Origin of the sequence: Buchnera aphidicola (Hyperomyzus lactucae) (genome assembly GCF_005081705.1) — a bacterium.
GTDB lineage: Bacteria > Pseudomonadota > Gammaproteobacteria > Enterobacterales > Enterobacteriaceae > Buchnera > Buchnera aphidicola_Y.
Genome location: NZ_CP034876.1, coordinates 528130 through 552816 on the forward strand (window position 1 = coordinate 528130; position 24687 = coordinate 552816).

General features: G+C 29.0%; 25 protein-coding genes, 2 tRNA genes, 2 rRNA genes and 1 other RNA gene. 10 read left to right on the plus strand and 20 right to left on the minus strand.

Features of this window, described 5'->3' with window-relative positions; genetic code table 11:
- The first annotated feature begins 100 nt into the window (after nucleotides 1-100).
- Both D9V68_RS02455 and D9V68_RS02460 read left to right on the plus strand, forming a co-directional pair.
- On the plus strand, nucleotides 101-1846 hold the full coding sequence (locus D9V68_RS02455) for a SmdA family multidrug ABC transporter permease/ATP-binding protein (protein ID WP_158358007.1): 1746 nt from the start codon (nucleotides 101-103) through the stop codon (nucleotides 1844-1846).
- Between the two features lie 23 nt (nucleotides 1847-1869).
- Nucleotides 1870-3615 carry a SmdB family multidrug efflux ABC transporter permease/ATP-binding protein gene (locus D9V68_RS02460; protein WP_158358009.1) on the plus strand — a complete coding sequence of 582 codons (1746 nt, stop codon included), beginning with the start codon at nucleotides 1870-1872 and terminating at the stop codon, nucleotides 3613-3615.
- 4 nt (nucleotides 3616-3619) lie between these two features.
- Here the strand turns inward: D9V68_RS02460 and ffs are convergent.
- Nucleotides 3620-3715: signal recognition particle sRNA small type (ffs, locus tag D9V68_RS02465), an RNA gene on the minus strand.
- Nucleotides 3716-3927: 212 nt separating this feature from the next.
- On the opposite strand from ffs, the gene dnaX reads away from it, so the two are divergent.
- The 4 genes from dnaX to adk all read left to right on the plus strand — a co-directional run bounded on the left by dnaX (nucleotide 3928) and on the right by adk (nucleotide 8318).
- On the plus strand, nucleotides 3928-5013 hold the full coding sequence (dnaX, locus tag D9V68_RS02470) for a DNA polymerase III subunit gamma/tau (RefSeq protein WP_158358011.1): 1086 nt from the start codon (nucleotides 3928-3930) through the stop codon (nucleotides 5011-5013).
- Nucleotides 5014-5281: 268 nt separating this feature from the next.
- Nucleotides 5282-5611, plus strand: coding sequence for a YbaB/EbfC family nucleoid-associated protein (locus D9V68_RS02475; protein WP_158358014.1), 330 nt, complete (start codon nucleotides 5282-5284; stop codon nucleotides 5609-5611).
- Nucleotides 5612-5722: 111 nt separating this feature from the next.
- Nucleotides 5723-7597, plus strand: coding sequence for a molecular chaperone HtpG (gene htpG, locus D9V68_RS02480; RefSeq protein ID WP_158358016.1), 1875 nt, complete (start codon nucleotides 5723-5725; stop codon nucleotides 7595-7597).
- Between the two features lie 73 nt (nucleotides 7598-7670).
- Complete coding sequence (adk, locus tag D9V68_RS02485) at nucleotides 7671-8318, plus strand: adenylate kinase (RefSeq protein ID WP_158358018.1); 648 nt, start codon at nucleotides 7671-7673, stop codon at nucleotides 8316-8318.
- 17 nt (nucleotides 8319-8335) lie between these two features.
- Here the strand turns inward: adk and D9V68_RS02490 are convergent.
- Nucleotides 8336-8409: transfer RNA gene (locus D9V68_RS02490), tRNA-Arg, on the minus strand.
- Between the two features lie 163 nt (nucleotides 8410-8572).
- On the opposite strand from D9V68_RS02490, the gene folD reads away from it, so the two are divergent.
- On the plus strand, nucleotides 8573-9430 hold the full coding sequence (folD, locus tag D9V68_RS02495) for a bifunctional methylenetetrahydrofolate dehydrogenase/methenyltetrahydrofolate cyclohydrolase FolD (RefSeq protein WP_158358020.1): 858 nt from the start codon (nucleotides 8573-8575) through the stop codon (nucleotides 9428-9430).
- A 4-nt stretch (nucleotides 9431-9434) separates the two neighbouring features.
- Here the strand turns inward: folD and cysS are convergent, their stop codons facing one another.
- Entirely contained in the window at nucleotides 9435-10820 is a 1386-nt protein-coding gene (gene cysS, locus D9V68_RS02500) for a cysteine--tRNA ligase (RefSeq protein ID WP_158358022.1), read from the minus strand.
- A 187-nt stretch (nucleotides 10821-11007) separates the two neighbouring features.
- Between cysS and ybeD the strand changes: the two genes are divergently transcribed.
- Nucleotides 11008-11271, plus strand: a complete 264-nt coding sequence (gene ybeD / locus D9V68_RS02505) for a DUF493 family protein YbeD (protein WP_158338733.1) — start codon at nucleotides 11008-11010, stop codon at nucleotides 11269-11271.
- A 114-nt stretch (nucleotides 11272-11385) separates the two neighbouring features.
- Here the strand turns inward: ybeD and cspE are convergent, their stop codons facing one another.
- From cspE to D9V68_RS02540, 7 genes are all read right to left on the minus strand, one after another.
- Nucleotides 11386-11595 carry a transcription antiterminator/RNA stability regulator CspE gene (gene cspE / locus D9V68_RS02510; protein WP_025369112.1) on the minus strand — a complete coding sequence of 70 codons (210 nt, stop codon included), beginning with the start codon at nucleotides 11593-11595 and terminating at the stop codon, nucleotides 11386-11388.
- A gap of 282 nt (nucleotides 11596-11877) precedes the next feature.
- Nucleotides 11878-11993 (minus strand): 5S ribosomal RNA (rrf, locus tag D9V68_RS02515).
- A gap of 103 nt (nucleotides 11994-12096) precedes the next feature.
- A 23S ribosomal RNA gene (locus tag D9V68_RS02520) occupies nucleotides 12097-15015 on the minus strand.
- A 154-nt stretch (nucleotides 15016-15169) separates the two neighbouring features.
- Nucleotides 15170-15242, minus strand: a tRNA-Glu gene (locus tag D9V68_RS02525).
- 117 nt (nucleotides 15243-15359) lie between these two features.
- A complete protein-coding gene (aroE, locus tag D9V68_RS02530; protein ID WP_158358024.1) occupies nucleotides 15360-16214 on the minus strand; it encodes a shikimate dehydrogenase in 855 nt (284 codons plus the stop codon).
- Nucleotides 16207-16734 carry a Sua5/YciO/YrdC/YwlC family protein gene (locus D9V68_RS02535; protein WP_158358272.1) on the minus strand — a complete coding sequence of 176 codons (528 nt, stop codon included), beginning with the start codon at nucleotides 16732-16734 and terminating at the stop codon, nucleotides 16207-16209. The genes aroE and D9V68_RS02535 overlap by 8 nt, the downstream gene beginning before the upstream one ends.
- A gap of 94 nt (nucleotides 16735-16828) precedes the next feature.
- Nucleotides 16829-17302 (minus strand): DUF494 family protein, encoded by a 474-nt coding sequence (locus D9V68_RS02540; protein WP_158358026.1) that lies wholly within the window; start codon nucleotides 17300-17302, stop codon nucleotides 16829-16831.
- Nucleotides 17303-17545: 243 nt separating this feature from the next.
- On the opposite strand from D9V68_RS02540, the gene def reads away from it, so the two are divergent.
- Together def and fmt are read left to right on the plus strand one after the other, a co-directional pair.
- Complete coding sequence (gene def, locus D9V68_RS02545) at nucleotides 17546-18067, plus strand: peptide deformylase (protein ID WP_158358028.1); 522 nt, start codon at nucleotides 17546-17548, stop codon at nucleotides 18065-18067.
- 6 nt (nucleotides 18068-18073) lie between these two features.
- Complete coding sequence (fmt, locus tag D9V68_RS02550; protein WP_158358030.1) at nucleotides 18074-19021, plus strand: methionyl-tRNA formyltransferase; 948 nt, start codon at nucleotides 18074-18076, stop codon at nucleotides 19019-19021.
- A 102-nt stretch (nucleotides 19022-19123) separates the two neighbouring features.
- Here the strand turns inward: fmt and rplQ are convergent, their stop codons facing one another.
- The 10 genes from rplQ to rpsE all read right to left on the minus strand — a co-directional run bounded on the left by rplQ (nucleotide 19124) and on the right by rpsE (nucleotide 24684).
- Complete coding sequence (gene rplQ / locus D9V68_RS02555) at nucleotides 19124-19513, minus strand: 50S ribosomal protein L17 (protein WP_158358032.1); 390 nt, start codon at nucleotides 19511-19513, stop codon at nucleotides 19124-19126.
- A gap of 44 nt (nucleotides 19514-19557) precedes the next feature.
- Nucleotides 19558-20547, minus strand: a complete 990-nt coding sequence (locus D9V68_RS02560; protein ID WP_158358034.1) for a DNA-directed RNA polymerase subunit alpha — start codon at nucleotides 20545-20547, stop codon at nucleotides 19558-19560.
- A 27-nt stretch (nucleotides 20548-20574) separates the two neighbouring features.
- Nucleotides 20575-21195 carry a 30S ribosomal protein S4 gene (gene rpsD, locus D9V68_RS02565; RefSeq protein WP_158358037.1) on the minus strand — a complete coding sequence of 207 codons (621 nt, stop codon included), beginning with the start codon at nucleotides 21193-21195 and terminating at the stop codon, nucleotides 20575-20577.
- Between the two features lie 25 nt (nucleotides 21196-21220).
- Nucleotides 21221-21616: a 30S ribosomal protein S11 gene (rpsK, locus tag D9V68_RS02570; protein WP_158358039.1), complete on the minus strand. Its 396-nt coding sequence runs from the start codon at nucleotides 21614-21616 to the stop codon at nucleotides 21221-21223.
- A 17-nt stretch (nucleotides 21617-21633) separates the two neighbouring features.
- A complete protein-coding gene (gene rpsM, locus D9V68_RS02575; RefSeq protein WP_158358041.1) occupies nucleotides 21634-21990 on the minus strand; it encodes a 30S ribosomal protein S13 in 357 nt (118 codons plus the stop codon).
- 82 nt (nucleotides 21991-22072) lie between these two features.
- Nucleotides 22073-22189 carry a 50S ribosomal protein L36 gene (gene rpmJ, locus D9V68_RS02580; RefSeq protein WP_158358043.1) on the minus strand — a complete coding sequence of 39 codons (117 nt, stop codon included), beginning with the start codon at nucleotides 22187-22189 and terminating at the stop codon, nucleotides 22073-22075.
- A 32-nt stretch (nucleotides 22190-22221) separates the two neighbouring features.
- Complete coding sequence (secY, locus tag D9V68_RS02585) at nucleotides 22222-23541, minus strand: preprotein translocase subunit SecY (protein ID WP_158358045.1); 1320 nt, start codon at nucleotides 23539-23541, stop codon at nucleotides 22222-22224.
- A gap of 10 nt (nucleotides 23542-23551) precedes the next feature.
- Complete coding sequence (gene rplO / locus D9V68_RS02590) at nucleotides 23552-23986, minus strand: 50S ribosomal protein L15 (protein WP_158358047.1); 435 nt, start codon at nucleotides 23984-23986, stop codon at nucleotides 23552-23554.
- Nucleotides 23987-23990: 4 nt separating this feature from the next.
- Nucleotides 23991-24170, minus strand: coding sequence for a 50S ribosomal protein L30 (gene rpmD / locus D9V68_RS02595; protein WP_158358049.1), 180 nt, complete (start codon nucleotides 24168-24170; stop codon nucleotides 23991-23993).
- A 10-nt stretch (nucleotides 24171-24180) separates the two neighbouring features.
- Nucleotides 24181-24684: a 30S ribosomal protein S5 gene (gene rpsE / locus D9V68_RS02600; protein ID WP_158358051.1), complete on the minus strand. Its 504-nt coding sequence runs from the start codon at nucleotides 24682-24684 to the stop codon at nucleotides 24181-24183.
- Nucleotides 24685-24687: the final 3 nt, after the last annotated feature.

Sequence of the window (24687 nt, forward strand, 5' to 3'; positions counted from 1 at the left end):
ATTTTATGTTAGCACATAAAACGAAATTATTTTTATTAAAAATTTTATGAACTATAATTTTAAAAAATATTTATAAACATTTAACCCTTAGGATCCTGTTGTGAAATTGTTTAATCAATTAAGATGGTTTTTTATAAGAGAATGGAAAAGATATTTAGGAGCAATTGTATTATTAATAATAATTGCTATTCTACAACTTTTTCCACCTAAAATAGTTGGTATTCTAATAGATTTAATTATAAAAAAAAATATGCATGGTTTACAAATATTACCTTGGATTGCTATCATTCTTTTAGTGGCTTGTACTGTATATATACTACGTTACTTATGGAGAGTACTATTATTTGGTGCTTCTTATCAATTAGCGACAGAATTAAGAGTAAAATTTTATTCTTATCTGAGCGAACAAAGTCAAGTATTTTTTTTAAAAAATAGAACCGGAGATTTGATAGCTAGAGCGACAAATGATGTTGATCGTATAGTTTTCGCTGCAGGAGAAGGTGTTTTAACACTCGTAGACTCATTAGTTATGGGTTTTTCTGTTCTAATAGTCATGAGTACTCAGATTAGTTTTTTGTTAACAATAATTTCTTTAATACCCATGCCTATTATGGCTATTTTAATTAAAAAATATGGGAAAGAACTTCATGAAACTTTTCGTTATGCTCAAAAATCTTTTTCTTTATTAAATAATCAAACACAAGAAATATTAACTAGTATTCGAATGATTAGAGCATTTGGATCGGAAAAAACTCAATTAAAAAAATTTAATACAATTGCCACTGATGCAGGAAAAAAAAATATGGAGGTAGCAAAAATAGATGCACGGTTTGATCCTGTAATTTATTTATCAGTAGCTTTTTCTAATTTATTATGTGTTATGGGAGGGGGGTTCTTAGTATGGAATAATCAAATTACTATAGGACAACTAACTAGTTTTATCATGTATCTTGGATTAATGATTTGGCCAATGTTAGCATTAGCATGGATGTTTAATATAGTTGAAAGAGGAAGTGCAGCTTGGGATCGAATATATGCAATTATTAATAAAGAACTATGCATTAAAGATGGCAATAAAACTGTCCCACCGTATTCTGGTTTACTGAGTATTAATATTAAAAATTTTTTTTATCCTGACAATACAATTGCATCTTTAAAAGATATACACATAATTCTAGAACCAGGGAATACTCTAGGTATTTGTGGTCCTACAGGATCTGGAAAAAGCACTTTACTAAAGCTTATTCAAAGACAATTTAACTTTAACAAAAAAGATATAACATATCATTCTTTATCATTATTAGATTTAAAAATTGATACTTGGAGAAGCAAAATTGCTGTTGTAAATCAAACTTCTTTTTTATTCTCAGAAAGTATAGCTAATAATATTAGTTTAGGTAAACCTAATGCATCTCAAGAAGAAATAGAAGAAGTAGCTAAGTTAGCTGATATACACAAAGATATCATTTATTTACCAAAAGGATATAAAACTCAAGTAGGAGAACGTGGAGTAATGTTATCGGGTGGTCAAAAACAGCGCATTTCTATAGCACGTGCTTTATTATTAAATGCAGAAATACTAATATTAGATGATGCACTTTCTGCTGTTGATAGTCAAACAGAAAATATTATTTTGAAAAATATTAATCAATGGAAAAAAAATGGACATTCTTTAATTATTACTGCACATCGTTTATCTGCATTAATTGATTCAGACGAAATTATAGTAATAAAAAATGGTTTGATTATACAAAGAGGAAATCATTCCAAGTTAATTACAGAAGAAAATTGGTATAAATCAATGTATTGTTATCAACAATTAGCAGTAGAACTTGAGGACAATTAAAAAATAGGTGAAAAATTTATAACATGAATCATTTAATTGAGTTTTGGCCAATTTTAAAACGCTTGATACTTTACATAAAACCTTACAAAAAAAAATTAATTGTAGCATTCATTTTTCTTTTAGGTGGGTCAATATCAGAAGTTTTAGGACCTATTTTAATAAGTTATTTTATTAACAATATTCTATCTAAGCATGCATTACATTTAAAAATAATATTTATAATTATAATATTATATATAATTTTACAAATATTATCAGTTTTTTTTAATTACTTTCAAAGTATTCTGTTTAATAAAATTGCAGTACGCATAATTAACACATTACGTCAAGATGTTATGAACGCCGCATTGCAACAACCTATTAGTGAATTCGATTCTCAACCTATTGGGCAAATGATTTCCAAGGTAACGAACGATACTGAAGTAGTTAAAGAATTATATGATACTGTTGGACCAACATTATTTCGAAGTGTAATATTAATTTTTATTATACTATGTGCTATGTTTACTCTTGAATGGCGTATGGCAATAATAGCATTACTTATTTTACCATTAGTTCTAACAATTATGTTTATATATCAGTATTACAGTACTCCACTTTTAAGAAAAGTAAGATATCATTTAGCTGATATTAATAATAAATTTAATGAAACTATTAATGGAATGAATGTGATTCAACAGTTTCGTCAACAAAAAAGATTTAAAAAAAATATTAAAAAAAGTAGTGATTTACACTATTTAGCACGGATGAAAATATTACGATTAGACGGTTTTTTATTAAGACCACTACTTAGTTTGTTATCCGCTTTAATACTATCTAATTTTATTTTTTTATTTAGTTGTTTTCCTATTGAAGCATTTGAAGTAGGCATATTATATGCATTTATTACTTATCTTGGAAGACTCAATGAACCTTTAATTGCTATTACTATTCAACAAGCAATACTACAACAATCTATTGTTGCAGGAGAAAGAATATTCTCACTTATAGATTCTCCGAAACAAAAATATGGAAAAAATAAAAATATATTTACAAGTGGTAAGATCAATATTAAAAATATCAGTTTTCACTATAAAAACTCCCCTAAAAATATTTTAGAAAATATTAATATTAATATGCCATCTAAAAGTTTTATTGCATTGGTAGGACATACTGGAAGCGGAAAAAGCACTTTAGCAAGCTTATTAATGGGATACTATCCTGTAACGCAGGGTAAAATATATCTAGACAATAAATCTATTGATTCAATAAGTCATTCCGTTTTAAGAAAAAACATATTAATGGTACAACAAGATCCAATTATTCTTTCAGATACTGTTTTGTCTAATATCACACTGGGAAGAAAAATATCTGAAGAGAAAGTGTGGGAAATATTAGATACAGTTTGTCTTTCATCTTTAGTAAAATCTATGCCCAAAGGAATTTATTCTCTATTAGGAGAAGAAGGTAGCAATTTATCTGTAGGTCAAAAACAATTACTAGCTATTGCTAGAATACTAGTTTCTCGTCCCAAAATACTTATATTAGATGAAGCCACTGCTAATATTGATTCTGGTACAGAACAATTAATTCAAAAAACATTGTTATCTATACGAAAAAATTCTACTTTAGTAGTAATCGCGCATAGACTTTCTACTATTGTCGAAGCAGATTTAATTGTAGTTTTAAAAAAAGGAAAGATTGTTGAGTTTGGAAAACATAAGAAATTATTGGATAGTAAAAGTTACTATTGGAAGATGTATAAATTTCAATTATCTAAAAAACTTTAGAAGTTTCTGTTAGCTTTATCAGAACACCTGTATTAACTGATTTGGCTGCTTTCTTCCGAATCTGACCAAGTATTCAATATTACAGTGTTTGGAGCTAACAGAAAACTTTGTTTATAATTAGATTATACACACATATAAAAAAAGTATATATTTCAATTATATCATTTATTCTATAGATAAAATTTTAAATTTACAACTAATATTTTTATATATTAGATATTTTTAAAAAAAGCATACAATCTCAATGAGATCACTTTTATAATACAATTAATATTGATAGGATATTCTTTTCACAAATACTATAAAAACTCTATGAACTATCAAATATTAGCTCGAAAATGGCGCCCGCAGTCTTTTAAAGATATAATTGGTCAAAATCATATTATTACTGCTATATCTAATGGATTGTCTCTTGGTCGTATTCATCATGCATGGTTATTATCTGGTACAAGAGGAACCGGAAAAACAACTATTGCTCGATTGCTTGCGAAAAGCTTGAATTGCGAAAAAGGTATCTCATCTAATCCTTGTAGGACATGTATCATTTGTCAAGAAATAGAAAAAGGATTATGTTTAGATGTTCTTGAAATAGATGCAGCCTCTCGCACAAAAGTAGAAGACATGAGAGATATCTTAGATAATATTTATTATGCTCCTGCTAAAAGTCGTTTTAAAATATATTTAATTGATGAAGTTCATATGCTTTCTCGTCATAGTTTTAATGCACTTCTAAAAACTCTTGAAGAACCTCCTAAGCATATAAAATTTGTTTTAGCAACTACAGATATCAAAAGAATTCCTAAAACTATTATTTCTCGTTGTTTATATTTTAAATTAAAAACACTTTCTGAAGAAAATATTCTTAATTTATTAAAATATGTTTTAAATAAAGAATCTATCAATCATGATAATAATTCTTTAGAAAAGATCTCTTATTATGCCAAAGGAAGTATACGAGATGCACTTAATTTATTAGAAAATGCTATAAATTTAGGTAATGGTCATGTTTATATAAAAAACATAACAGAAATGTTAGGATTGCCTCCTGAAAAATATTCTTTTTTTTTAACTGATGCCATTTTAAAAAAAGATGCTAAAAAAACTATGTTTTTATTAAAAAAAATCGGCAATCTAGGAGTAGAATGGGAAGAAGTTTTAATAGAAATATTACGTTTCTTATATCATATTACTATATTACAATCTTTTCCATTAGTATGGGGAGAGATTTTTTCAGAAACGTATAAAAATCACATAGCAAAAATAGCGAAAAATATCGATAAAAAAAATGTTCAATTATGTTATCAAATATTATTAAATGGAAGAAAAGAATTAAAATTTTCTCCGAATTATAAAATGGGAGTAGAAATAACTTTATTACGTGCAATTAATTCAATATAAAAAATTTATTTAAAAAGAAAAAATAGCAACTATTTAGAAAATCAAATTGTATATTTAAATTTAATAAAAGAAACTAAAAAAATACTATTAACTAATAATATATATTATATATATGAATTTCTTATAAATAATTTTATAAAATATATAAAATTATTAGAAATAATCTTTTATTTATACAAGATACTAATCTTAAAATATTAATCAATTTTTACATAAAGGATTTACAAAATAACATATTTTTAACATTATAAAAAAGAGATAAAAAAACATGTTTACTAAAAGTGGTTTAGGTAATTTAATGAAACAAGCACAACAAATGCAAGAAAAAATGGCAAAAATACAAGATGAAATAGCTAAAATGGAAGTTACGGGAGAAGCAGGTGCTGGATTAGTTAAAGTCACTATCAATGGCGCACATAATTGCCGACGCGTAGAAGTAGATCCAAGTTTGCTTCAAGATGATAAAGAGATGCTAGAAGATTTAGCAGCCGCTGCATTCAATGACGCTGCAAGAAGAATATCGGAAGTGCAAAAAAAGAAAATGTCTGCTATTTCTACGGGAATGCAACTTCCAAATGGATTCAATATGCCAGTATAAAAAAATAATATAAAATTAAAATATAATTTTCATAAAGCATTAATTATTTATTGAAAAATTTTACATTAAAATAAATGTTAATCGTAAAATCATTTTAAAAGAGTTTAACATATGAAAAAACAAAAAACAGAAGTATATAATTTTCAATCAGAAGTAAAACAACTACTACATTTAATGATTCACTCATTATATTCTAACAAAGAAATTTTTTTACGAGAACTAATATCTAATTCATCAGATGCAATAGATAAATTACGTTTTAAATCTATATCATCACCAGAATTATATGAAAATGATAGTGATATAAAAATTCAAATTTCTATTAATAAAGCACAAAGAACACTCATTATTAGTGATAATGGTATTGGAATGACTAAGCAAGATACCATTGAAAATCTTGGTACTATTGCTAAATCGGGAACTAAATCATTTCTGCAATCTTTAGAAAAAAAACACAATAAACAAAATGAATTAATAGGAGAATTTGGAGTTGGTTTTTATTCATCTTTTATTGTATCAGAAAAGGTATCTGTTCGAACTAGATTTGCCGGAGCAAAATCTGTTGAAGGAACATTATGGGAATCCTCAGGAGAAGGAGAATATAAAATAACTGATATTGTCAAAAAGAAAAGAGGAACTGAGATCACATTATTTTTAAAAAAAGAAGAAGAGGAATTTTTAGAAATATGGCGTATTAAAAATATAATTAGTAAATATTCTGATCATATTACTGTACCAGTTTACATTCAAAATTATAATGAAACAAATAAAACGTATTTTTGGGAACAAATTAATAAAGCTAAAGCACTGTGGACACTAAATAAATCTTCTATTACCGAAGAAGAGTATAAAGATTTTTATAAACACATAACTAATGATCAGAATAATCCACTTATATGGAGCCATAATCGTGTAGAAGGAAATCAAGAATATATTAGTTTATTGTATGTACCTGAAAAATCAGCATGGGATATATGGAATAGAGACAACAAGCATGGTTTAAAATTATATGTGAAACGTGTTTATATTATGGATAATTCTCAAGAATTTCTTCCTAATTATTTACGTTTTATAAGAGGTTTAATAGATTCTAGTGATCTTCCTTTAAATATTTCACGGGAAATATTACAAGATAATTGCATTACACAAAATTTAAAAAAAGCATTAATAAAAAGATCTTTGTCTATGTTGGCTAAATTAGCAAAAGACAATAGTGAAAAATATCAAATTTTTTGGGATCAATTTGGTCTTGTTTTAAAAGAAGGGCCTGCTGAAGACAATGAAAATCTAAGTAAGATTTCTAATCTTTTACGATTTACATCGATTAAAAGTAATAGTTCTAAACAAGAATTATCTTTAAAGGAATATATCGATCAAATGGATCAAAAACAAGATAAAATATATTATATTACTGCAGACAGTTATGAATCAGCAAAAAATAGTCCTCATTTAGAATTATTCAAAAAAAATAACATTGATGTTTTATTGTTATCTGATCGAATCGATGAATGGATGATGAATTATCTTGTTGAATTTGAAGGGAAAAAATTTCAATCTATTAGCAAAGAAGATTTATCATTAAATAAATTAACAGAAGAGAAAAAAATCAAAAACCAAGAATTACCAAATGAAATGATTGATTTTTTGAAAAAAACAAAAAAAATTCTTGGAGATAAAGTAAAAGATGTAAGATTAACATATCGATTAACACATACTCCATGTGTTTTACTCAGTGATTCTAATGAAATGACTACACAAATGGCTAAACTTTTTTCTGCAGCAGGACAATCTGTACCAGAATTAAAATATATTTTTGAAATTAATCCAAATCATGTTTTAATAAAAAAAATATGTTTAATTCATGATGAACAACAATTTAATGAATGGATTAAATTATTATTAGATCAAGCACTATTAGCTGAAAAAGGTAATCTAGAAAATCCACATCAATTTATTTCCAGAATGAATAAATTACTTCTTACATAATAAAAAAATATGATTACTACTATTATACTAGTAGTAATCTTAAAATTCACTCACATTTAAACAAGAAATAATTATGCGTATTCTTTTGTTAGGCGCACCAGGAACTGGAAAGGGAACACAAGCAAAATTTATCAAACAGAAATATAAAATTCCACAAATATCTACAGGGGATATGTTGCGAGAAAATATTTATACTAAAAATAAAATAGGAGAAGATATACAAAAAATTATTAAAAAAGGGAATCTAGTTTCTGATGAAATTGTATGTAATTTAATACATGATAGAATTCAAAAAAAAGATTGTAAAAATGGTTTCATTCTAGATGGTTTTCCAAGAACTCTCGAACAATGTTTTTATTTATCAAAGAATAAAATAAAAATAGATTATGTTTTAGAATTAATCTTACCATATGAATCTATATTAGAGCGCATATCAGGTAGACGAATACATATTCCTTCGGGACGTGTATATCACGTAAAGTTTAATCCACCTAAAATTAAAGATCAAGATGATGTGACTAAAGAACTATTAATTACAAGAGAAGATGACCAAAAAGCAAGTATTAAAAGAAGATTAGAAGAATATAAAAAAATAACTTATCCCTTAATTGAATATTATTTAAATGAAAAAAAAATAAATGGTATAAAATTTTTTCAAATTAATACAATCAATTCAGTGTTATCAGTTAAGAAAAAAATAGAAGAAATTCTAAAACAATAGATTTTTTAAAAATTTTTTGCGTTCTACAGGATTCGAACCTGTGACCTACGGCTTAGAAGGCCGTTGCTCTATCCAACTGAGCTAAGAACGCAGAAAAATAATTAGATTAAAATCTAACATTAATATAATATATATGCAACTAAATTAATATTAATTTTCTTAAATATTAATACATTTCATAAAAATTAACATATATTATAAAAACGTTCCTATATATTTTTTTAAAATCAAAAAGAAAAATAATCGAGTTACTAATGTCAGCAATAATTATAAATGGTAATCAAATAGCAGAAAAAATAAAATCGAATATTCTAAAAAAAGTAAATCAACGCAAAAAAGATGGAAAAAAAATACCCGGATTAGCGATGATTTTAGTTGGAAATCATATTCCTTCTCAAATTTACGTGAACAAAAAAAAAACAGCATGTAAAAATGTTGGTTTTTTTTCAGAATGCTGGTATTTTCCTGAAAATACTGAAGAAATAGAAATATTAAAACTTATTGATAAACTTAATAAAAATAATAATATAGATGGAATCTTGATACAATTGCCACTACCTAAACAAATAAATCATCTTAAAATTCTAATTAGCATTAATCCCGATAAAGATGTAGATGGTTTTCATCCATACAATACAGGCTCTTTATGTCAAAGAACGCCAAAATTACGAGCATGTACACCTAAGGGTATTATTACAATGTTGAAATACAATAAAATAAAAACTCATGGATTACATGCGGTAATGGTAGGAGCATCTAATATCGTCGGAAGACCTATGAGTTTAGAATTATTATTAGCTGGATGTACAACTACTGTTACGCATAGGTTTACTAAAGGTTTAAAAAATCATGTAAAACATGCTGATTTGTTAATCGTTGCTATTGGAAAACCAAAATTTTTAAAAGGACATTGGATCAAAAATGGTTCAATTGTTATAGATGTAGGAATTAACAGATTAAAAGATGGTCAGATAGTGGGTGATGTGGATTTTGAAACCGCATATTTAAAAGCTTCTTACATAACACCTGTACCTGGTGGTGTTGGTCCCATGACTGTAGCAACATTATTGCAAAACACATTAGAAGCCTGCGAAAAAAATCATGATTTTTAAAAAATTACTTTTTTCTCCATGTCGTTTTATCAGAAAAATCTTCTAATACTATATTTAAAGAAATTAATTCTTTTCTGATGTTATCTGCTTCTTCCCATAATTTTAATTTTCTTGCAACATTTCTTCTCTCTATCAGAGATTCAATTTTTTTTACTATAGATGCATTTAATATAGTTTTTTGTTGTAAAAAATCTCTTGGATCTTCTAATAAAAAACCTAAACTATTTGCTAAAAATATTAATCGAAAGGCAAATTTACTTGATTTTAATACATCTTTTTTTTTAAAAAAATTTATTTTACGTGCTATTTTAAAAAAAATAGAAAAAGCTTTAGGAGTATTAAAATCATCATTCATAGAATCATAAAATTCGATTTGGAAATTCATTCCTTCTTCATCATTAGAATGAGGTTGAATATTACACAATGCTAAATATAAATATTTTAATGATCTATATGCTTGATTTAAATTCTCTTTAGAATAGTGAATAGGATGACGATAATGTGTTGAAAGAAAAAAATAACGCAAAACTTCAGAGCTATATTCTTTTAAAAGATCTCTTATGAGATGTGCATTTCCTAAAGATTTAGACATTTTTTGATTATTTATGATTACTACACCTGTATGCATCCAAAAATTGATTTTTGATGTATGATCAAAAGATACAGATTGAGATCTTTCATTTTCATGATGTGGAAAAAGAAGATCGGCACCACCTCCATGAATATCTATAGAATTTTTAAAAAAAACATTAGTTATAGCACTACATTCAATATGCCAACCAGGACGACCTCTCCCCCATGGGGAATCCCAAGAAAACTCTTTTTCTTTAGAAATTTTCCACAGTATAAAATCTAACGGATTTGTTTTCATATTATTTACTGGAATGCGCAATCCAGATTGTAGCGATGTTAAAGATTGACGAGATAAAGTTCCATAATTTTGATCACTTTCCACAGAAAAAACTACATCACCATCTTGGTTTATATATGCGTGTTGATTATTTATTAAATGTATAATAATTTTAATAATATCATTAATATAATCGGTAACACGAGGTTCTTTATCTGGAGGAATAATACCCAATAAATTAAAATCTTTATGCATCTCTTTAATCATAGAAGTAGTAAAAACATTCATTTTTATTTTTTCTTTGATAGATTTTGCAATAATTTTATCATCAATATCAGTAATATTTCTAATATAGTTTACTTTGAAACCAGAAAAACGTAGATAACGAACTATTATATCAAAAACAACAAAAGTTCGGCCATGACCAATATGACATAAATCATATACAGTAACACCACATACATATAAATTAATTTTTTTTTGTTTGATGGGTTTAAAGATTTCTTTTTTTTTAGTCAATGTATTAAAAATTTTTAACATCATTTATATCCTACAAAAAATATACTTTAAGAAAATAACATGAAATGTGTTATTTTCTATATTATCAATATGCTAAACTGATTAAATTATTTTTAGTACAAGTATTAATAAAAATATTTTTAAAAAATATATATTTTTAAAAAATTAATAGAATATTTTATTGTAAAAAACAAATTTGGAATTAATAATGAAAACAAAATTAAGAGAAATGTTAAAATTCCCTTGTTTTTTTACTTATAAGATCATTGGCTTGGCACAGCCTGAACTTATTGACCAGATAATAAAAGTCATTCAAATTCAGATTCCTGGAGATTATACACCTCAAGTCAAATCAAGTAATAGAGGAAACTATCTTTCCGTCTCAATTACAATATGTGCTAAAAATTTTGAACAAATTGAAATTTTATATCATGAAATTAGTAAAATAAACATAGTTAGAATGGTTTTATAAAAAAATAATATATATAAATTATTTATTTTAATATAGTACAGCCCTATTTAAGAGCCGTACTATAAAAAAACATATTTATTCTTATATTACAAAAATAAAAAAAGATAAATAAAATTATAAACTAACAACATTAGCAGCAGATGGGCCTTTTGCTCCTTCAGTGATTTCAAACTCAACACTTTGACCTTCTGCTAAAGTTTTAAAGCCATTACTTTGTATAGCCGAAAAGTGAACAAACACATCTTTACTTCCATCTTCTGGAGTAATAAAACCAAAACCTTTAGATTCATTAAACCACTTAACATTACCTTTAATCTTGGACATCTATATTACCTTCACATGAAAAAATATACTAAATTAAAAAAAATATTAATAAATAATTATGGAGTATTTTTCTCATAAAAAATTTAAATTCTAAATAGATTAACATGTAAATCTATTGTTAGCTAGAAAGTAATTTTTTTTTAAAAAATACTTATATACATTTTAATAAAAATATTTTTATATTTAAATACTATACTATTGATAAATTAAAATAGTAATACATTATTTAAAATAATTTATTTTAAATATAAAAAAACCCGAAAAAAATTTCGGGTTTTTTTTGCCTGGCTTATACCTACTCTTGCACGGGGAGGCCCCGTACTACCATCGGCGTTGAAGCGTTTCACTTCTGAGTTCGGAATGGATTCAGGTGGTACCACTACACTATTTTTGCCAGGCATTTTAATAAAAATGTGTTATTAAAATATATTAACTTTGTAATCAATTCAGTAAAACAAGCTTTTTTTATTAAATTTATTTTAAAAACACCTCTGGTGTTGTAAGGTTAAGCCTCTTGGGTCATTAGTACTAGTTAGCTCAACATATTACTATGCTTACACATCTAGCCTATCAACGTCGTAGTCTTCAACGTCCCTTCAGTAAACATTTCTGTTTCAGGGAAGATTCATCTTGGGGCAAGTTTCGTGCTTATATGCGTTCAGCGCTTATCTTTTCCGCATTTAGCTACCGGGCAATGCCATTGGCATGACAACCCGAACACCAGTGATGCGTCCACTTCGGTCCTCTCGTACTAGAAGCAGCCCCCCTCAATCTTCCAACGCCCACGGCAGATAGGGACCGAACTGTCTCACGACGTTCTAAACCCAGCTCGCGTACCACTTTAAATGGCGAACAGCCATACCCTTGGGACCTGCTTCAGCCCCAGGATGTGATGAGCCGACATCGAGGTGCCAAACACCGCCGTCGATATGAACTCTTGGGCGGTATCAGCCTGTTATCCCCGGAGTACCTTTTATCCGTTGAGCGATGGCCCTTCCATACAGAACCACCGGATCACTAAGACCTGCTTTCGCACCTGCTCGCGTTATCACGCTCACAGTCAAACTGGCTTATGCCTTTGCACTAACCTCACGATGTCCGACCGTGATTAGCCAATCTTCGTACTCCTCCGTTACTCTTTGGGAGGAGACCGCCCCAGTCAAACTACCCACCAGACACTGTCTCTGTACCGGATTACGGCACTAGGTTAGAACACCGAATTTTAAAGGGTGGTATTTCAAGTGTGGCTCAATTAAAACTGGCGTTTTAATTTCACAGCCTCCCACCTATCCTACACATTAAAATTTAGAATTCAGTGTCAAGCTATAGTAAAGGTTCACGGGGTCTTTCCGTCTTGCCGCGGATATACTGCATCTTCACAGCAAATTCAATTTCACTGAGTCCCAGGTGGAGACAGCCTGGCCATCATTACGCCATTCGTGCAGGTCGGAACTTACCCGACAAGGAATTTCGCTACCTTAGGACCGTTATAGTTACGGCCGCCGTTTACCGGGGCTTCAGTCCAGAGCTTTAAGTTTCCTTTGACCCCTTCGATTAACCTTCCGGCACCGGGCAGGCGTCACACCGTATACTTCCACTTTCGTGTTTGCACAGTGCTGTGTTTTTAATAAACAGTTGCAGCCAGCTGGTATCTTCGACTAGCTTCAGCTATATAAGAGTAAATCTTCTTACTTAATGCTAGCGTGCCTTCTCCCGAAGTTACGGCACTATTTTGCCTAGTTCCTTCACCTGGGTTCTCTCAAGCGCCTTAGTATTCTCTACCTAACCACCTGTGTCGGTTTAGGGTACGATTTAATATTACCTGATGCTTAGAGGCTTTTCTTGGAAGCGTGGTATTAGTTACTTCATCACCTTAGTGACTTGTCATCATGCCTCAGATTAAAGATAACCGGATTTGCCTAATTATCATACCTACACATTTAAACCAGGATAACCGTCACCTGGATAACCTAACCTTCTTCGTCCCCACTTCGCAGTAATATTAAGCACAGGAATATTAACCTGTTGTCCATCGACTACGCTTTTCAGCCTCGCCTTAGGGGTCGGCTTACCCTGCCCCGATTAACGTTGGACAGGAAACCTTAGTTTTTCGGCGAGCAGGTTTTTCACCTGCTTTATCGTTACTCATGTCAGCATTCGCACTTCTGATACCTCCAATATACTTTACAATATATCTTCTTTGGCTTACAGAACGCTCCCCTACCCAGCAAAAAAAATATTTTTGCTGCCGCAGCTTCGGTGCATAGTTTGAGCCCCGTTATATCTTCCGCGCAGGCCGACTTGACCAGTGAGCTATTACGCTTTCTTTAAATGATGGCTGCTTCTAAGCCAACATCCTGGCTGTTTATGCCTTCCCACATCGTTTCCCACTTAACTATGACTTTGGGACCTTAGCTGGCGGTCTGGGTTGTTTCCCTTTCCACAACGAACGTTAGCACCCGCTGTGTGTCTCCCGTGATAGCATTCTACGGTATTCGGAGTTTGCATCGGGTTGGTAAGCCGGGATGGCCCCCTAGCCGAAACAGTGCTCTACCCCCGTAGATGAATTCACGAGGCGCTACCTAAATAGCTTTCGGGGAGAACCAGCTATCTCCCGGTTTGATTGGCCTTTCACCCCTAGCCATAGGTCATCCGCTGATTTTTCAACATCAGTCGGTTCGGTCCTCCAGTTGGTTTTACCCAACCTTCAACCTGCCCGTGGCTAGATCACCGGGTTTCGGGTCTGTACCCTGAAACTTAACGCCTATTTAGGACTCGGTTTCCCTTCGGCTCCCCTATATGGTTAACCTTGCTACAGAGTACAAGTCGCTGACCCATTATACAAAAGGTACGCAGTCACAAATTATTTAAAAAAAATATGCTCCCACTGCTTGTACGTACATGGTTTCAGGTTCTATTTCACTCCCCTCGCCGGGGTTCTTTTCGCCTTTCCCTTACGGTACTAGTTCACTATCGGTCAGTCAGGAGTATTTAGCCTTGGAGGATGGTCCCCCCGTATTCAAACAGGATTTCTCGTGTCCCGCTCTACTTTTCGAACTCACAATATAAATTATTTCGTATACTGGGCTATCACCTTGTATCGCTGAATTTTCCAAATCATTCTACTGTAACTTATATTGATTATAGTTCTGGGCTGTTCCCTTTTCGCTCGCCACTACTAAGGGAATCTCGGTTGATTTCTTTTCCTCAAGGTACTTAGATGTTTCAGTTCTCTTGGTTTGCTTTATTAACTTATTTGATTCAGTTAATAATGATGTATTAAATACATCGGGTTTCCCCATTCGGAAATCGACGGTTATTGCGCTTCATATCAGCTTACCGACGCTTTTCGCAGATTAGCACGTCCTTCTTCGCCTCTGACTGCCAAGGCATTCACCATGTACGCTTATTTGCTTAACCTTACAACCCACAGGTGTTTTAAAAAAATAAGTTATTTATGCTTGTTTTCCGAATTTTTAAAGAGCTTTTTTAAACTTTGTTTTAAAGTTGTCTTGAGCATAACACAATAATTTAAATTAGTATATATTTATTTTTTTAAATAATAATTTTTTATCGTCCCCTAGGGGATTTGAACCCCTGTTGCCGCCGTGAAAGGGCGATGTCCTAGACCTCTAGACGAAGGGGACTTTTAAAATACTAATTTTAATTTAATATTATAATAAATAACAGATCAAAAAAAAAGAGTCAAGTATTTTCTTTATTATTAGTTCAATAATACAATAATTTTGATAAAATATGAAAAATTATATTAATTTATCTTTAAACTCCATGTTATTTTTTTTGTTTAAAATTTCAATTATATAATTTGTTTCTGGTAATATATTATGCCATAAAAAATAAGAATGAGCCGCTTGAAAAACCAACATTCCTATTCCATTAGTATAATAAGTCGCACCTATTTTTATACACCAATCGATAAAAAAAGTATTATCTATTTGATAATTCATGTCATAAAAACAAGTTTTTGAAGAAATTAAAGATAAAGGAAGAACGTTTCCTGATTCTTCAGTATATATCGATCTTGCGTTGATAATTAAATCAAAATATTTTATATTTAATAATTCTTGATTAAATATGTTTATATTTCCATATTTACGAAATTGTAAAACTATTTTTTTTGAATTTTCTATAGTTCTATTTAAAATAAAAACTGAACATCCAAATGATAAAAGAGAAAAAAGAACTCCTTGAACTGCACCACCGGCACCTAGTATTAATATCGAATAATTTTTTTTTATAAAGTTTAATCTAATTAAATCAGATAATAGTCCAATTCCATCTGTATTATCTCCTAACAAATACTGATTATCTACTTTTTTTAATGTATTAACGGATTGAGCAATTTTAGCTCTTTCAGTCAATTGAGTAGAAAAAGAATATGCTTCGCGTTTAAATGGTGCAGTAACATTTGCACCTTGACCGTATTTTTCAAAAAAACTACACAAAACAGAACGAAAATCTTTCAATGGAACATGTATAGAATTATAAGTATGTAAAATACCTGTTTGTTTTGAAAAAAAACTGTGAATCATAGGAGATTTACTATGCTTAATGGGATTTCCAAATACAGCATAATTAAATTTTTGATCTTTAAACATGGCGAATTATATTTCCGTTAATAATATTAATAATCCTAGAAGGATGTCTTTCATTTCCTATTTTTCCACTTAATAATGGAAAATCTTTACCAAAACATTTAAAAACTTCTTCAGAAGTAATACATGGATTCATATTTGAAATATTAGCACTTGTAGATATTACGGCTTTTCCGAAAGCATTACATAATTGTATTATTCCAATATGAGCACTTATACGTACAGCAATAGTATTAAATTTACCAGTCAACCAATAAGGAACATTATATTTTGCTGGCAGTAAAAAAGTGAATGGTCCCGGCCAATAACAAAAAATTTTATTTTTTTGTTTTTTTGATAAATCATTTTCATTAATATACATTCTTACTTGATCAAAATCTGAAGCAACTAATATAAATCCTTTCTCTATAGTTCTTTTTTTTAAAAAAAGCAATTTTTTTACAGCTTCTTCGCTAGTAGGATCACACCCTAGTCCAAACATAGATTCCGTCGGATATGCAATCACATTTTCATCATGTAACATCTTTATACAATAAAATAATGACCTTAAAAAACAATGTTTATCCATTGATATTTACTCATAATAAAAAATTTTTGTAATTCATTTAAAAAAATATCTAATGAATGACTTCTTCTTTAAAATTAAATAATAAATTTTCAAGCTTTTTATACATTGATTTACATCCAGGTACATTAAATAAAACGATTAATATAATCCATTTTAGATCTTCTAGATTTAATTCATTTATCTCTAATTCCATAATTCTTTCAATAATCATTTCTCTTGTATCTAATGTTAATATTTCTAATTGTTCTAAAACAAGTATGAAACCACGACAATCAACATTTAATTTAAAAGATTCTTCTTTAGTATAAATGCGCGTAGAAATTTGATTTGATGATAAATTAATCGATGAAATAATATTTTTTTTATAAGAAGAAAGATTTTTTAACCAACGTAAAGCATTGTAAATATCTTTTTGCTGAAAACCTATATCAAATAAATCATTTGTTAAACTATCATAATCGATAGACCTATTTGATTCACTATGCACATAAGTTTCAAATAAATATATTAATATATCAAACATTACATCCTCAATCACATATTAAAAAATTTAAATATTTAGTAATATATTCTATATATAACTTTATCATGAGTATCATTAATATATAATGTGAAAAATATTATAATATTACGTCAATAAACTTTTATAAAAACATCTTATAAAAATATAATCTTTTTTTATTTAAAATAATTTTAGGAAACTTTTAATTATAATAAAAGAGTCTATACTAATAGATAAAGTTTAACTATTTTACATCTAAAATATATGTCTTTGTTAAAAATACTTTATTATCCTGATAAACGTTTAAGACTTGTTGCTAAACCCGTGTGTCAAATTAACGAAAAAATCAAAAATATTGTAAACAATATGATAGATACAATGCATCAAGAAAATGGAATTGGTTTAGCGGCAACTCAAGTAAACATTCAATTACAAATAATAGTTATCAGCGCAATGGAAAAAGAAAAAAATAATTTAATACTAATTAACCCCAAAATAATTAAGAAAGAAGGTAATATTAGCATTGAAGAAGGATGCTTATCAATTCCAGAATATCGTGCATCTGTGCCAAGATTTAATTATATAACGGTTGAAGCTCTAGATTTGCATGGAAAAAAAATAAAAATAAAAACAGATTCAATAATATCTATTTGCATACAGCATGAAATAGATCATCTTAAAGGTAAATTATTTATTGATTATCTGTCAAAATTTAAAAAAGAAAGAATTGATAAAAAATTCACAAAACTAGAGAAAAGAAATAAAAAACATTTTATTAGGAATTAAAAAAATTTGAAAAAATTAAAAATTATTTTTGCTGGAACAGCAGATTTTTCTGCTGCACATTTAAATATACTTCTTACTTCTTCACATGACGTAATCGCAGTAATTAGTCAACCAGATTGCTCATCTGGAAGGGGACAAAAAATTACTTTTTCTCCTGTAAAAAGACTATCTATAAATAATAAAATTCCTATTTTTCAACCTACAAATTTACATGATGAAATATTTCAAAATAAACTATTAAAATTCAACGCAGATATAATGATAGTAGTATCTTATGGAAAATTAATACCAAAGAAAATTTTAACTATGTTTCCCAAAGGTTGTATTAATATTCACGCTTCACTTTTACCTAGATGGCGAGGAGCCACTCCTATTCAATCATCAATTTTAAATGGTGATAAAAAAACAGGTATCAGTATTATTAACATGGATGATAAAATTGATACTGGTAAGATAATATATTCAATATCATGCGATATATCTTCACAAGATACTACTAAAAGTTTATCTTTGAAACTAATGAAAATTGGAATGCAAGCATTATTAGAAGTCTTAGAAAAAATTACTAATAATACTATTATCGAAAAAAAACAAAATGAAAAAAATGCAATTGTATCAAAAAAAATATATAAAAAAGACGCTTTATTAAACTGGAATTTAAAAGCCGAAAAATTAGAACGTTTAATACGAGCATTTATTCCATGGCCAGTATGTTATTTTCTATTGAAAAATGAGCCTATAAGAATATGGCAAGCAACAGTTATACCCATCATTAAAAAAACAAATTTTTCTGTAGGAGAGATTATTGTTTATAACAATAATGGAATACAAGTAAATACATCTTATCAAATATTGAATATTGAAAAAATTCAATTTCCTGGAAAAAAGATTATAGATGTTAAAAACATACCTTTTTCGAAAAAAAAAATATTTCAAATTGGTACTATTATATAAAAAATAAGCAAACGGTATATTTCCGTTTGCTCATTTTAAAAATAAAAATTATATTTATTTTTAATAAAAATACATTTTATACATTTAATATTTTATAGAATTTTATTCTTCTACAATTTCTTTTTTATTTTTTTTTACACGATCAACTAATTCAATATAAGCCATCGGAGCTTTATCTCCAGATCGAAATCCACATTTTAAAATACGTGTATAACCGCCCAATCTGCTTAAAAAGCAAGGCCCTAATTTTTTGAATAATTTTGAGACTGTTTCATTGTTACGAATGCGAGAAAAAACTAATCTTCTATTTGCAATAGTATCTTTTTTAGATAAAGTTATCATCGGCTCAACGATACGTCGTAATTCTTTTGCTTTAGATAAAGTAGTTTTTATAATTTCATGCATAAATAATGAACATGCCATATTTTTCAACATAGCACTAAGATGCGTTCTACTACGATTTAATTGACGACCACTTTTCCGATGACGCATAAATTTATTCCTTCTATTAAAATATCAATATAAAATAATATAAATTATTCATCTATAATACTCGATGGTGGCCAATTTTCTAATCTCATACCAAGAGATAGGCTTCGAGAAGCTAATATATCTTTAATTTCAGTTAAAGATTTTTTTCCTAAATTAGGAGTTTTTAAAAGTTCTACTTCAGTTCTTTGTACTAAATCACCAATATAATGTATGGCTTCTGCTTTAAGGCAATTAGCAGAACGAACTGTTAATTCTAAATCATCTACTGGACGCAATAAAATAGGTTCAAATTCAGGTTTTTCTTCTTTAATTTCAGGTTCTCTCACATCTCTTAAATCAACAAAGGCTTCTAACTGTTCTGATAAAATAGTAGCCGCTCTTCGAATTGCTTCCTCTGGATCAATGGTTCCATTAGTTTCCATTTCAATTATTAATTTGTCTAAGTCAGTTCTTTGTTCTACGCGTGCTGCTTCTACATTATAAGAAATTCTATCTATAGGACTATAACAAGCATCTACTAATAAACAACCAATTGGTCGCAAATCTTCTTCTGTATGAACTCTAGAAGACGCGGGAATATAACCCCTTCCGCGTTGTACTTTTATTCTCATTTTAATAGACGCGTTTTCATCAGTTAAATGACAAATCACATGTTCTGGTTTAATGATTTCAACATCGCCATCATGTATTATATCTGTGGCAGTAACGGAACCAATTCCAGATTTATTCAATGTAAGAAAAACTTCATCTTTTCCATGTACTTTGACAGCCAATCCTTTTAAATTTAACAATATTTCTAAAATGTCTTCCTGTATTCCCTCTTTAGTACTATACTCATGAAGTACTCCTTCAATTTCTACTTCAGTTACTGCACATCCTGGCATAGAAGAAAGAAGAATTCTACGCAATGCGTTACCTAATGTGTGACCAAAACCTCTTTCTAATGGTTCTAAAGTTACTTTAGTATGAGTTGTACTAATTTGTTCAATATCAACTAGACGCGGTTTTAAAAACCCCATGATAGAATTCTGCATATTATCCTCGTTTAATAGTCAACTTTACTACTTAGAATAAAGTTCAACAATCAAGTATTCATTGATTTCTGCAGATAAATCAGAACGTTCAGGATATCTTTTAAAAATACCTTTCATTTTTATAGAATCAACTTCTAACCAAATAGGTTTCTCTCTTTGTTCGACAAGCTCTAAAGCGGCTTTTATACGCGATTGATTTTTAGATTTATCTCTAATTGAAATTTGATCATTAGGAGATACTTGATATGAAGCAATATTAACAACTTTATCATTAACTATAATAGATTTATGATTAATCAATTGTCTTGATTCAGCACGAGTACATCCAAAACCCATTCGATAAACTACATTGTCTAATCTGGATTCTAATAATTGTAGTAAATTTGCTCCAGTATTTCCTTTTAAGCTTGCTGCAAGTTTATAATATATTTTAAATTGACGTTCTAAAATACCGTATAAACGACGTACTTTTTGCTTTTCGCGTAACTGAATAGCATAATCAGATAATCTAGGTTTTCGAATACCATGTTGTCCAGGAGGTTGATCTAATTTACACTTTGATTCTATTGAACGAAGACCTGATTTCAAAAATAAATCAGTGCCTTCACGTCGACTTAGTTTTAATTTTGGACCTAAGTATTTTGCCATTTTATTCTCCAATAATTCCTAAAAATTATACACGACGTTTTTTAGGAGGACGGCAACCATTATGAGGAATTGGTGTAACATCAGTAATATTTGTAATACGAAATCCGGCAGCATTTAAGGCTCTAATAGTAGATTCTCTTCCTGGACCCGGACCTTTAACCATGACTTCCAAATTTTTTATGCCATAATCTTTAACTATTTCAGCACAACGTTCAGCAGCAACTTGTGCAGCAAAAGGAGTGGATTTCCGAGATCCTCTAAAACCAGAACCACCAGAAGTTGCCCAACCTAAAGAATTTCCTTGTCTATCAGTAATAGTTACAATGGTATTATTAAAAGATGCGTGAATATGTGCTATACCATCTAAGATTTGTTTTTTTACACGTTTTCGTGTACGAACAGATGCTGAATTTTTTACCATAATTAAACTTACCTAAATTATTTTTTTATTGGTTTTCGAGGACCTTTGCAAGTTCTAGCATTAGTTTTAGTTCTTTGTCCATGTACTGGAAGATTTCTACGATGACGCAGACCACGATAACAACTTAAATCAACCAAGCGTTTTATATTTAATGTTCTTTCTCTTCTTAAGTCGCCTTCAGTAACATATTTTGAAACATGCGTTCTCAATAACTCAATCTGTTCTTCATTTAAATCTATAATTTTAGAGTTTTCAGGAATATTAGAAATAGAACAAATTAATTTAGAACGTTTTTTACCAATCCCATATATTGCAGTCAATGCAATTAAAGTATGTTTGTGTTCAGGAATATTAATACCCGCAATACGTGCCATGTTATAAAATCCTATCAATTTATTATAAATCAAAGACTAGAAATAATAATTACGATTTTAACAAATTTTCTATTCATACAAATTAACCCTGACGCTGTTTATGTTTTGGATCATTTTTACAAATAACTCTTACAACATTATGTCTTCGTATTATTTTACAATTTCGACACAGTGTTTTTACAGAAGCTTGTACTTTCATGATGTTTTTCCAAAATAGATTTATATAATTTTTTAATTAAGATTCGCTTTTTTTAGTATAGAATCATATTGATTAGACATCATTAATGTTTGAATTTGCGTAATAAAATCGATAATAACTACAACAACAATTAATAATGAAGTACCACCAAAATAAAAAGGGACATTCATTACACTTCTCATGAATTCTGGCATCAAACAAATAAATGCAATATATAAAGAACCAACTAATGTTAATCTTAACATTATTTTATTAATATATTTAGCTGTTTGCTCACCCGGTCTAATTCCCGAAATAAAAGCACCTGATTTTTTTAAATTATCTGCGGTTTCACGAGGATTGAAGACTAGTCCTGTATAAAAAAAAGAAAAAAATATTATTGCAGATATATATAAAAATAAATATAAAGGTTGATTGGGTTGTAAATAAAATAAAATTATTTTTAACCATTGCCATTCACTGCTTAATTTACACCAAGATATAATAGTTACAGGAAATAGAACGATACTAGAAGCAAAAATTGCTGGTATAACACCAGACATATTAATTTTTAAAGGCAAATGAGTGCTTTGAGAAACATAAATACGCCGACCTTGTTGACGCTGTGCATAGTGAACAATAATTTTTCTTTGAGCTCTTTCAACAAAAACGACGAGAAAAATAACTAAAAACATTAATATTAAAATAAATAGAAATAATAGAAAATGCAAATTCCCCTGTCTTGTTTGTTCAATAGTATTGCTAATAGCTGAGGGTAAACCGGCTATTATTCCTATGAAAATAATAATTGAAATACCATTTCCAATACCACATTCTGTAATGAGTTCTCCTAACCACATTAAAAACATAGTACCAGTTACTAAACTTATGACTGAAATTAAATAAAAATAAAAATCAGCATTAATTATAATAGTGCGTATACCCGTTATATTAGGAAGACTGGTAGCAATTCCAATAGATTGAAAAATAGCTAATATTAAAGTGGCATATCTAGTATACTGATTGATTTTATAGCGTCCAGATTCTCCTTCTTTCTTTATTTCAGATAAAGTCGGATGTACTAACGTTAATAATTGAACAATAATAGAAGCTGATATGTATGGCATGATACCTAAAGCAAAAATAGAAGCTCTACTTAAAGCGCCACCAGAAAACATATTAAACATATCAATAATAGTACCTTTTTGCTCATTCAATATTTTAGATAAAATAGTAGTATCAATTCCAGGAATTGGAATAAACGAACCAATACGAAAAATAATAAGAGCTATTATCACAAAAATAATTCTTTTTTTTAGCTCACTGAAACTTTTTTGGGTATTTTTAAAATTTGATTCTATTCTCTTTACCATTATTTACCGTTTATCCTTCAACTTTACCACCAGAATTTTCAATTGCAGTACGAGCACCTTTAGTTACAAACAAACCTCTAATTATCAAAGATTTTTGTAATTTTCCTGAAAGAATTATCTTGACATATTTAACATTCTTGTTAAGAAGATTCGATTTTTTCAATATATCAAGATCAATAATATTTGTAGATAAATTAGATAAATCCGATAAACGTACTTCTGCTGTAATATTTTTTTTTCGGGAATTAAAACCAAATTTCGGAAGTCTTCTATATAAAGGCATTTGACCCCCTTCAAAACCACGACGAATACTACTTCCTGATCTAGATTTTTGACCTTTATGACCTCTTCCTGCAGTTTTTCCTAATCCTGAACCAATACCACGACCTAATCTTTTCCTATTTTTGTGTGCTCCATTTGCTGGAGAAAGAGTATTTAAATACATACTTTTATTCCTTTTCTACTTTTAAAACATAAGAAATTTTTTTGACCATGCCTTGAATGGAGGGTGTATCTTGACGTATAACAGTGTGTCCGATATAACGCAATCCTAATCCAATTAATGTTTTTTTGTGCTTAGGCAATCTTCCTATTGCACTTTTTATTTGAGTAATTTTAATATTTTTCATTAAATACAATTTATCCTAATATTTCTTCAATACGTTTATTTCTTTTAGCAGCTATCATTTTCGGAGATTTCATCTTGATTAAACCATTCATGGTGGCTCTAACTATATTAATAGGATTAGTCGAACCATAAGTTTTTGCTAATACATTATGTACTCCTGCTACTTCTAAAACTGCTCTCATAGCTCCACCTGCAATAATCCCAGTTCCATCAGATGCAGGTTTCATAAAAATATTAGATCCAGTATGAGAACCTTTTAATGAATGTTGTAAAGTTTTATTTACTAATGGTATAGTAATCATATTACGTCTAGCTTTTTCCATAGCTTTTTGAATGGCTGCAGGAACTTCTCGCGCTTTTCCATAACCAAAACCTACACGTCCATCTCCATTACCTACTACAGTTAAAGCTGTAAAAGAAAATATACGACCGCCTTTCACAGTTTTTGAAACGCGGTTTACTGTAATTAATTTTTCTTGTAAATCACTATTATTCTTTTTTTCAATATTAGCCATTCT

Coding starts and splice junctions, on each gene's coding strand:
- rplO (WP_158358047.1), bottom strand. CDS start 23,986: ATGTATTTAAATACTCTTTCTCCAGCAAATGGAGCACACAAAAATAGG.
- D9V68_RS02460 (WP_158358009.1), top strand. CDS start 1,870: ATGAATCATTTAATTGAGTTTTGGCCAATTTTAAAACGCTTGATACTT.
- rpsM (WP_158358041.1), bottom strand. CDS start 21,990: ATGGCACGTATTGCGGGTATTAATATTCCTGAACACAAACATACTTTA.
- rpmJ (WP_158358043.1), bottom strand. CDS start 22,189: ATGAAAGTACAAGCTTCTGTAAAAACACTGTGTCGAAATTGTAAAATA.
- D9V68_RS02535 (WP_158358272.1), bottom strand. CDS start 16,734: ATGTTACATGATGAAAATGTGATTGCATATCCGACGGAATCTATGTTT.
- ybeD (WP_158338733.1), top strand. CDS start 11,008: ATGAAAACAAAATTAAGAGAAATGTTAAAATTCCCTTGTTTTTTTACT.
- rpsE (WP_158358051.1), bottom strand. CDS start 24,684: ATGGCTAATATTGAAAAAAAGAATAATAGTGATTTACAAGAAAAATTA.
- def (WP_158358028.1), top strand. CDS start 17,546: ATGTCTTTGTTAAAAATACTTTATTATCCTGATAAACGTTTAAGACTT.
- folD (WP_158358020.1), top strand. CDS start 8,573: ATGTCAGCAATAATTATAAATGGTAATCAAATAGCAGAAAAAATAAAA.
- cspE (WP_025369112.1), bottom strand. CDS start 11,595: ATGTCCAAGATTAAAGGTAATGTTAAGTGGTTTAATGAATCTAAAGGT.
- D9V68_RS02560 (WP_158358034.1), bottom strand. CDS start 20,547: ATGCAGAATTCTATCATGGGGTTTTTAAAACCGCGTCTAGTTGATATT.
- cysS (WP_158358022.1), bottom strand. CDS start 10,820: ATGTTAAAAATTTTTAATACATTGACTAAAAAAAAAGAAATCTTTAAA.
- rpmD (WP_158358049.1), bottom strand. CDS start 24,170: ATGAAAAATATTAAAATTACTCAAATAAAAAGTGCAATAGGAAGATTG.
- D9V68_RS02475 (WP_158358014.1), top strand. CDS start 5,282: ATGTTTACTAAAAGTGGTTTAGGTAATTTAATGAAACAAGCACAACAA.
- htpG (WP_158358016.1), top strand. CDS start 5,723: ATGAAAAAACAAAAAACAGAAGTATATAATTTTCAATCAGAAGTAAAA.
- rpsK (WP_158358039.1), bottom strand. CDS start 21,616: ATGGTAAAAAATTCAGCATCTGTTCGTACACGAAAACGTGTAAAAAAA.
- rpsD (WP_158358037.1), bottom strand. CDS start 21,195: ATGGCAAAATACTTAGGTCCAAAATTAAAACTAAGTCGACGTGAAGGC.
- dnaX (WP_158358011.1), top strand. CDS start 3,928: ATGAACTATCAAATATTAGCTCGAAAATGGCGCCCGCAGTCTTTTAAA.
- aroE (WP_158358024.1), bottom strand. CDS start 16,214: ATGTTTAAAGATCAAAAATTTAATTATGCTGTATTTGGAAATCCCATT.
- adk (WP_158358018.1), top strand. CDS start 7,671: ATGCGTATTCTTTTGTTAGGCGCACCAGGAACTGGAAAGGGAACACAA.
- rplQ (WP_158358032.1), bottom strand. CDS start 19,513: ATGCGTCATCGGAAAAGTGGTCGTCAATTAAATCGTAGTAGAACGCAT.
- D9V68_RS02540 (WP_158358026.1), bottom strand. CDS start 17,302: ATGTTTGATATATTAATATATTTATTTGAAACTTATGTGCATAGTGAA.
- secY (WP_158358045.1), bottom strand. CDS start 23,541: ATGGTAAAGAGAATAGAATCAAATTTTAAAAATACCCAAAAAAGTTTC.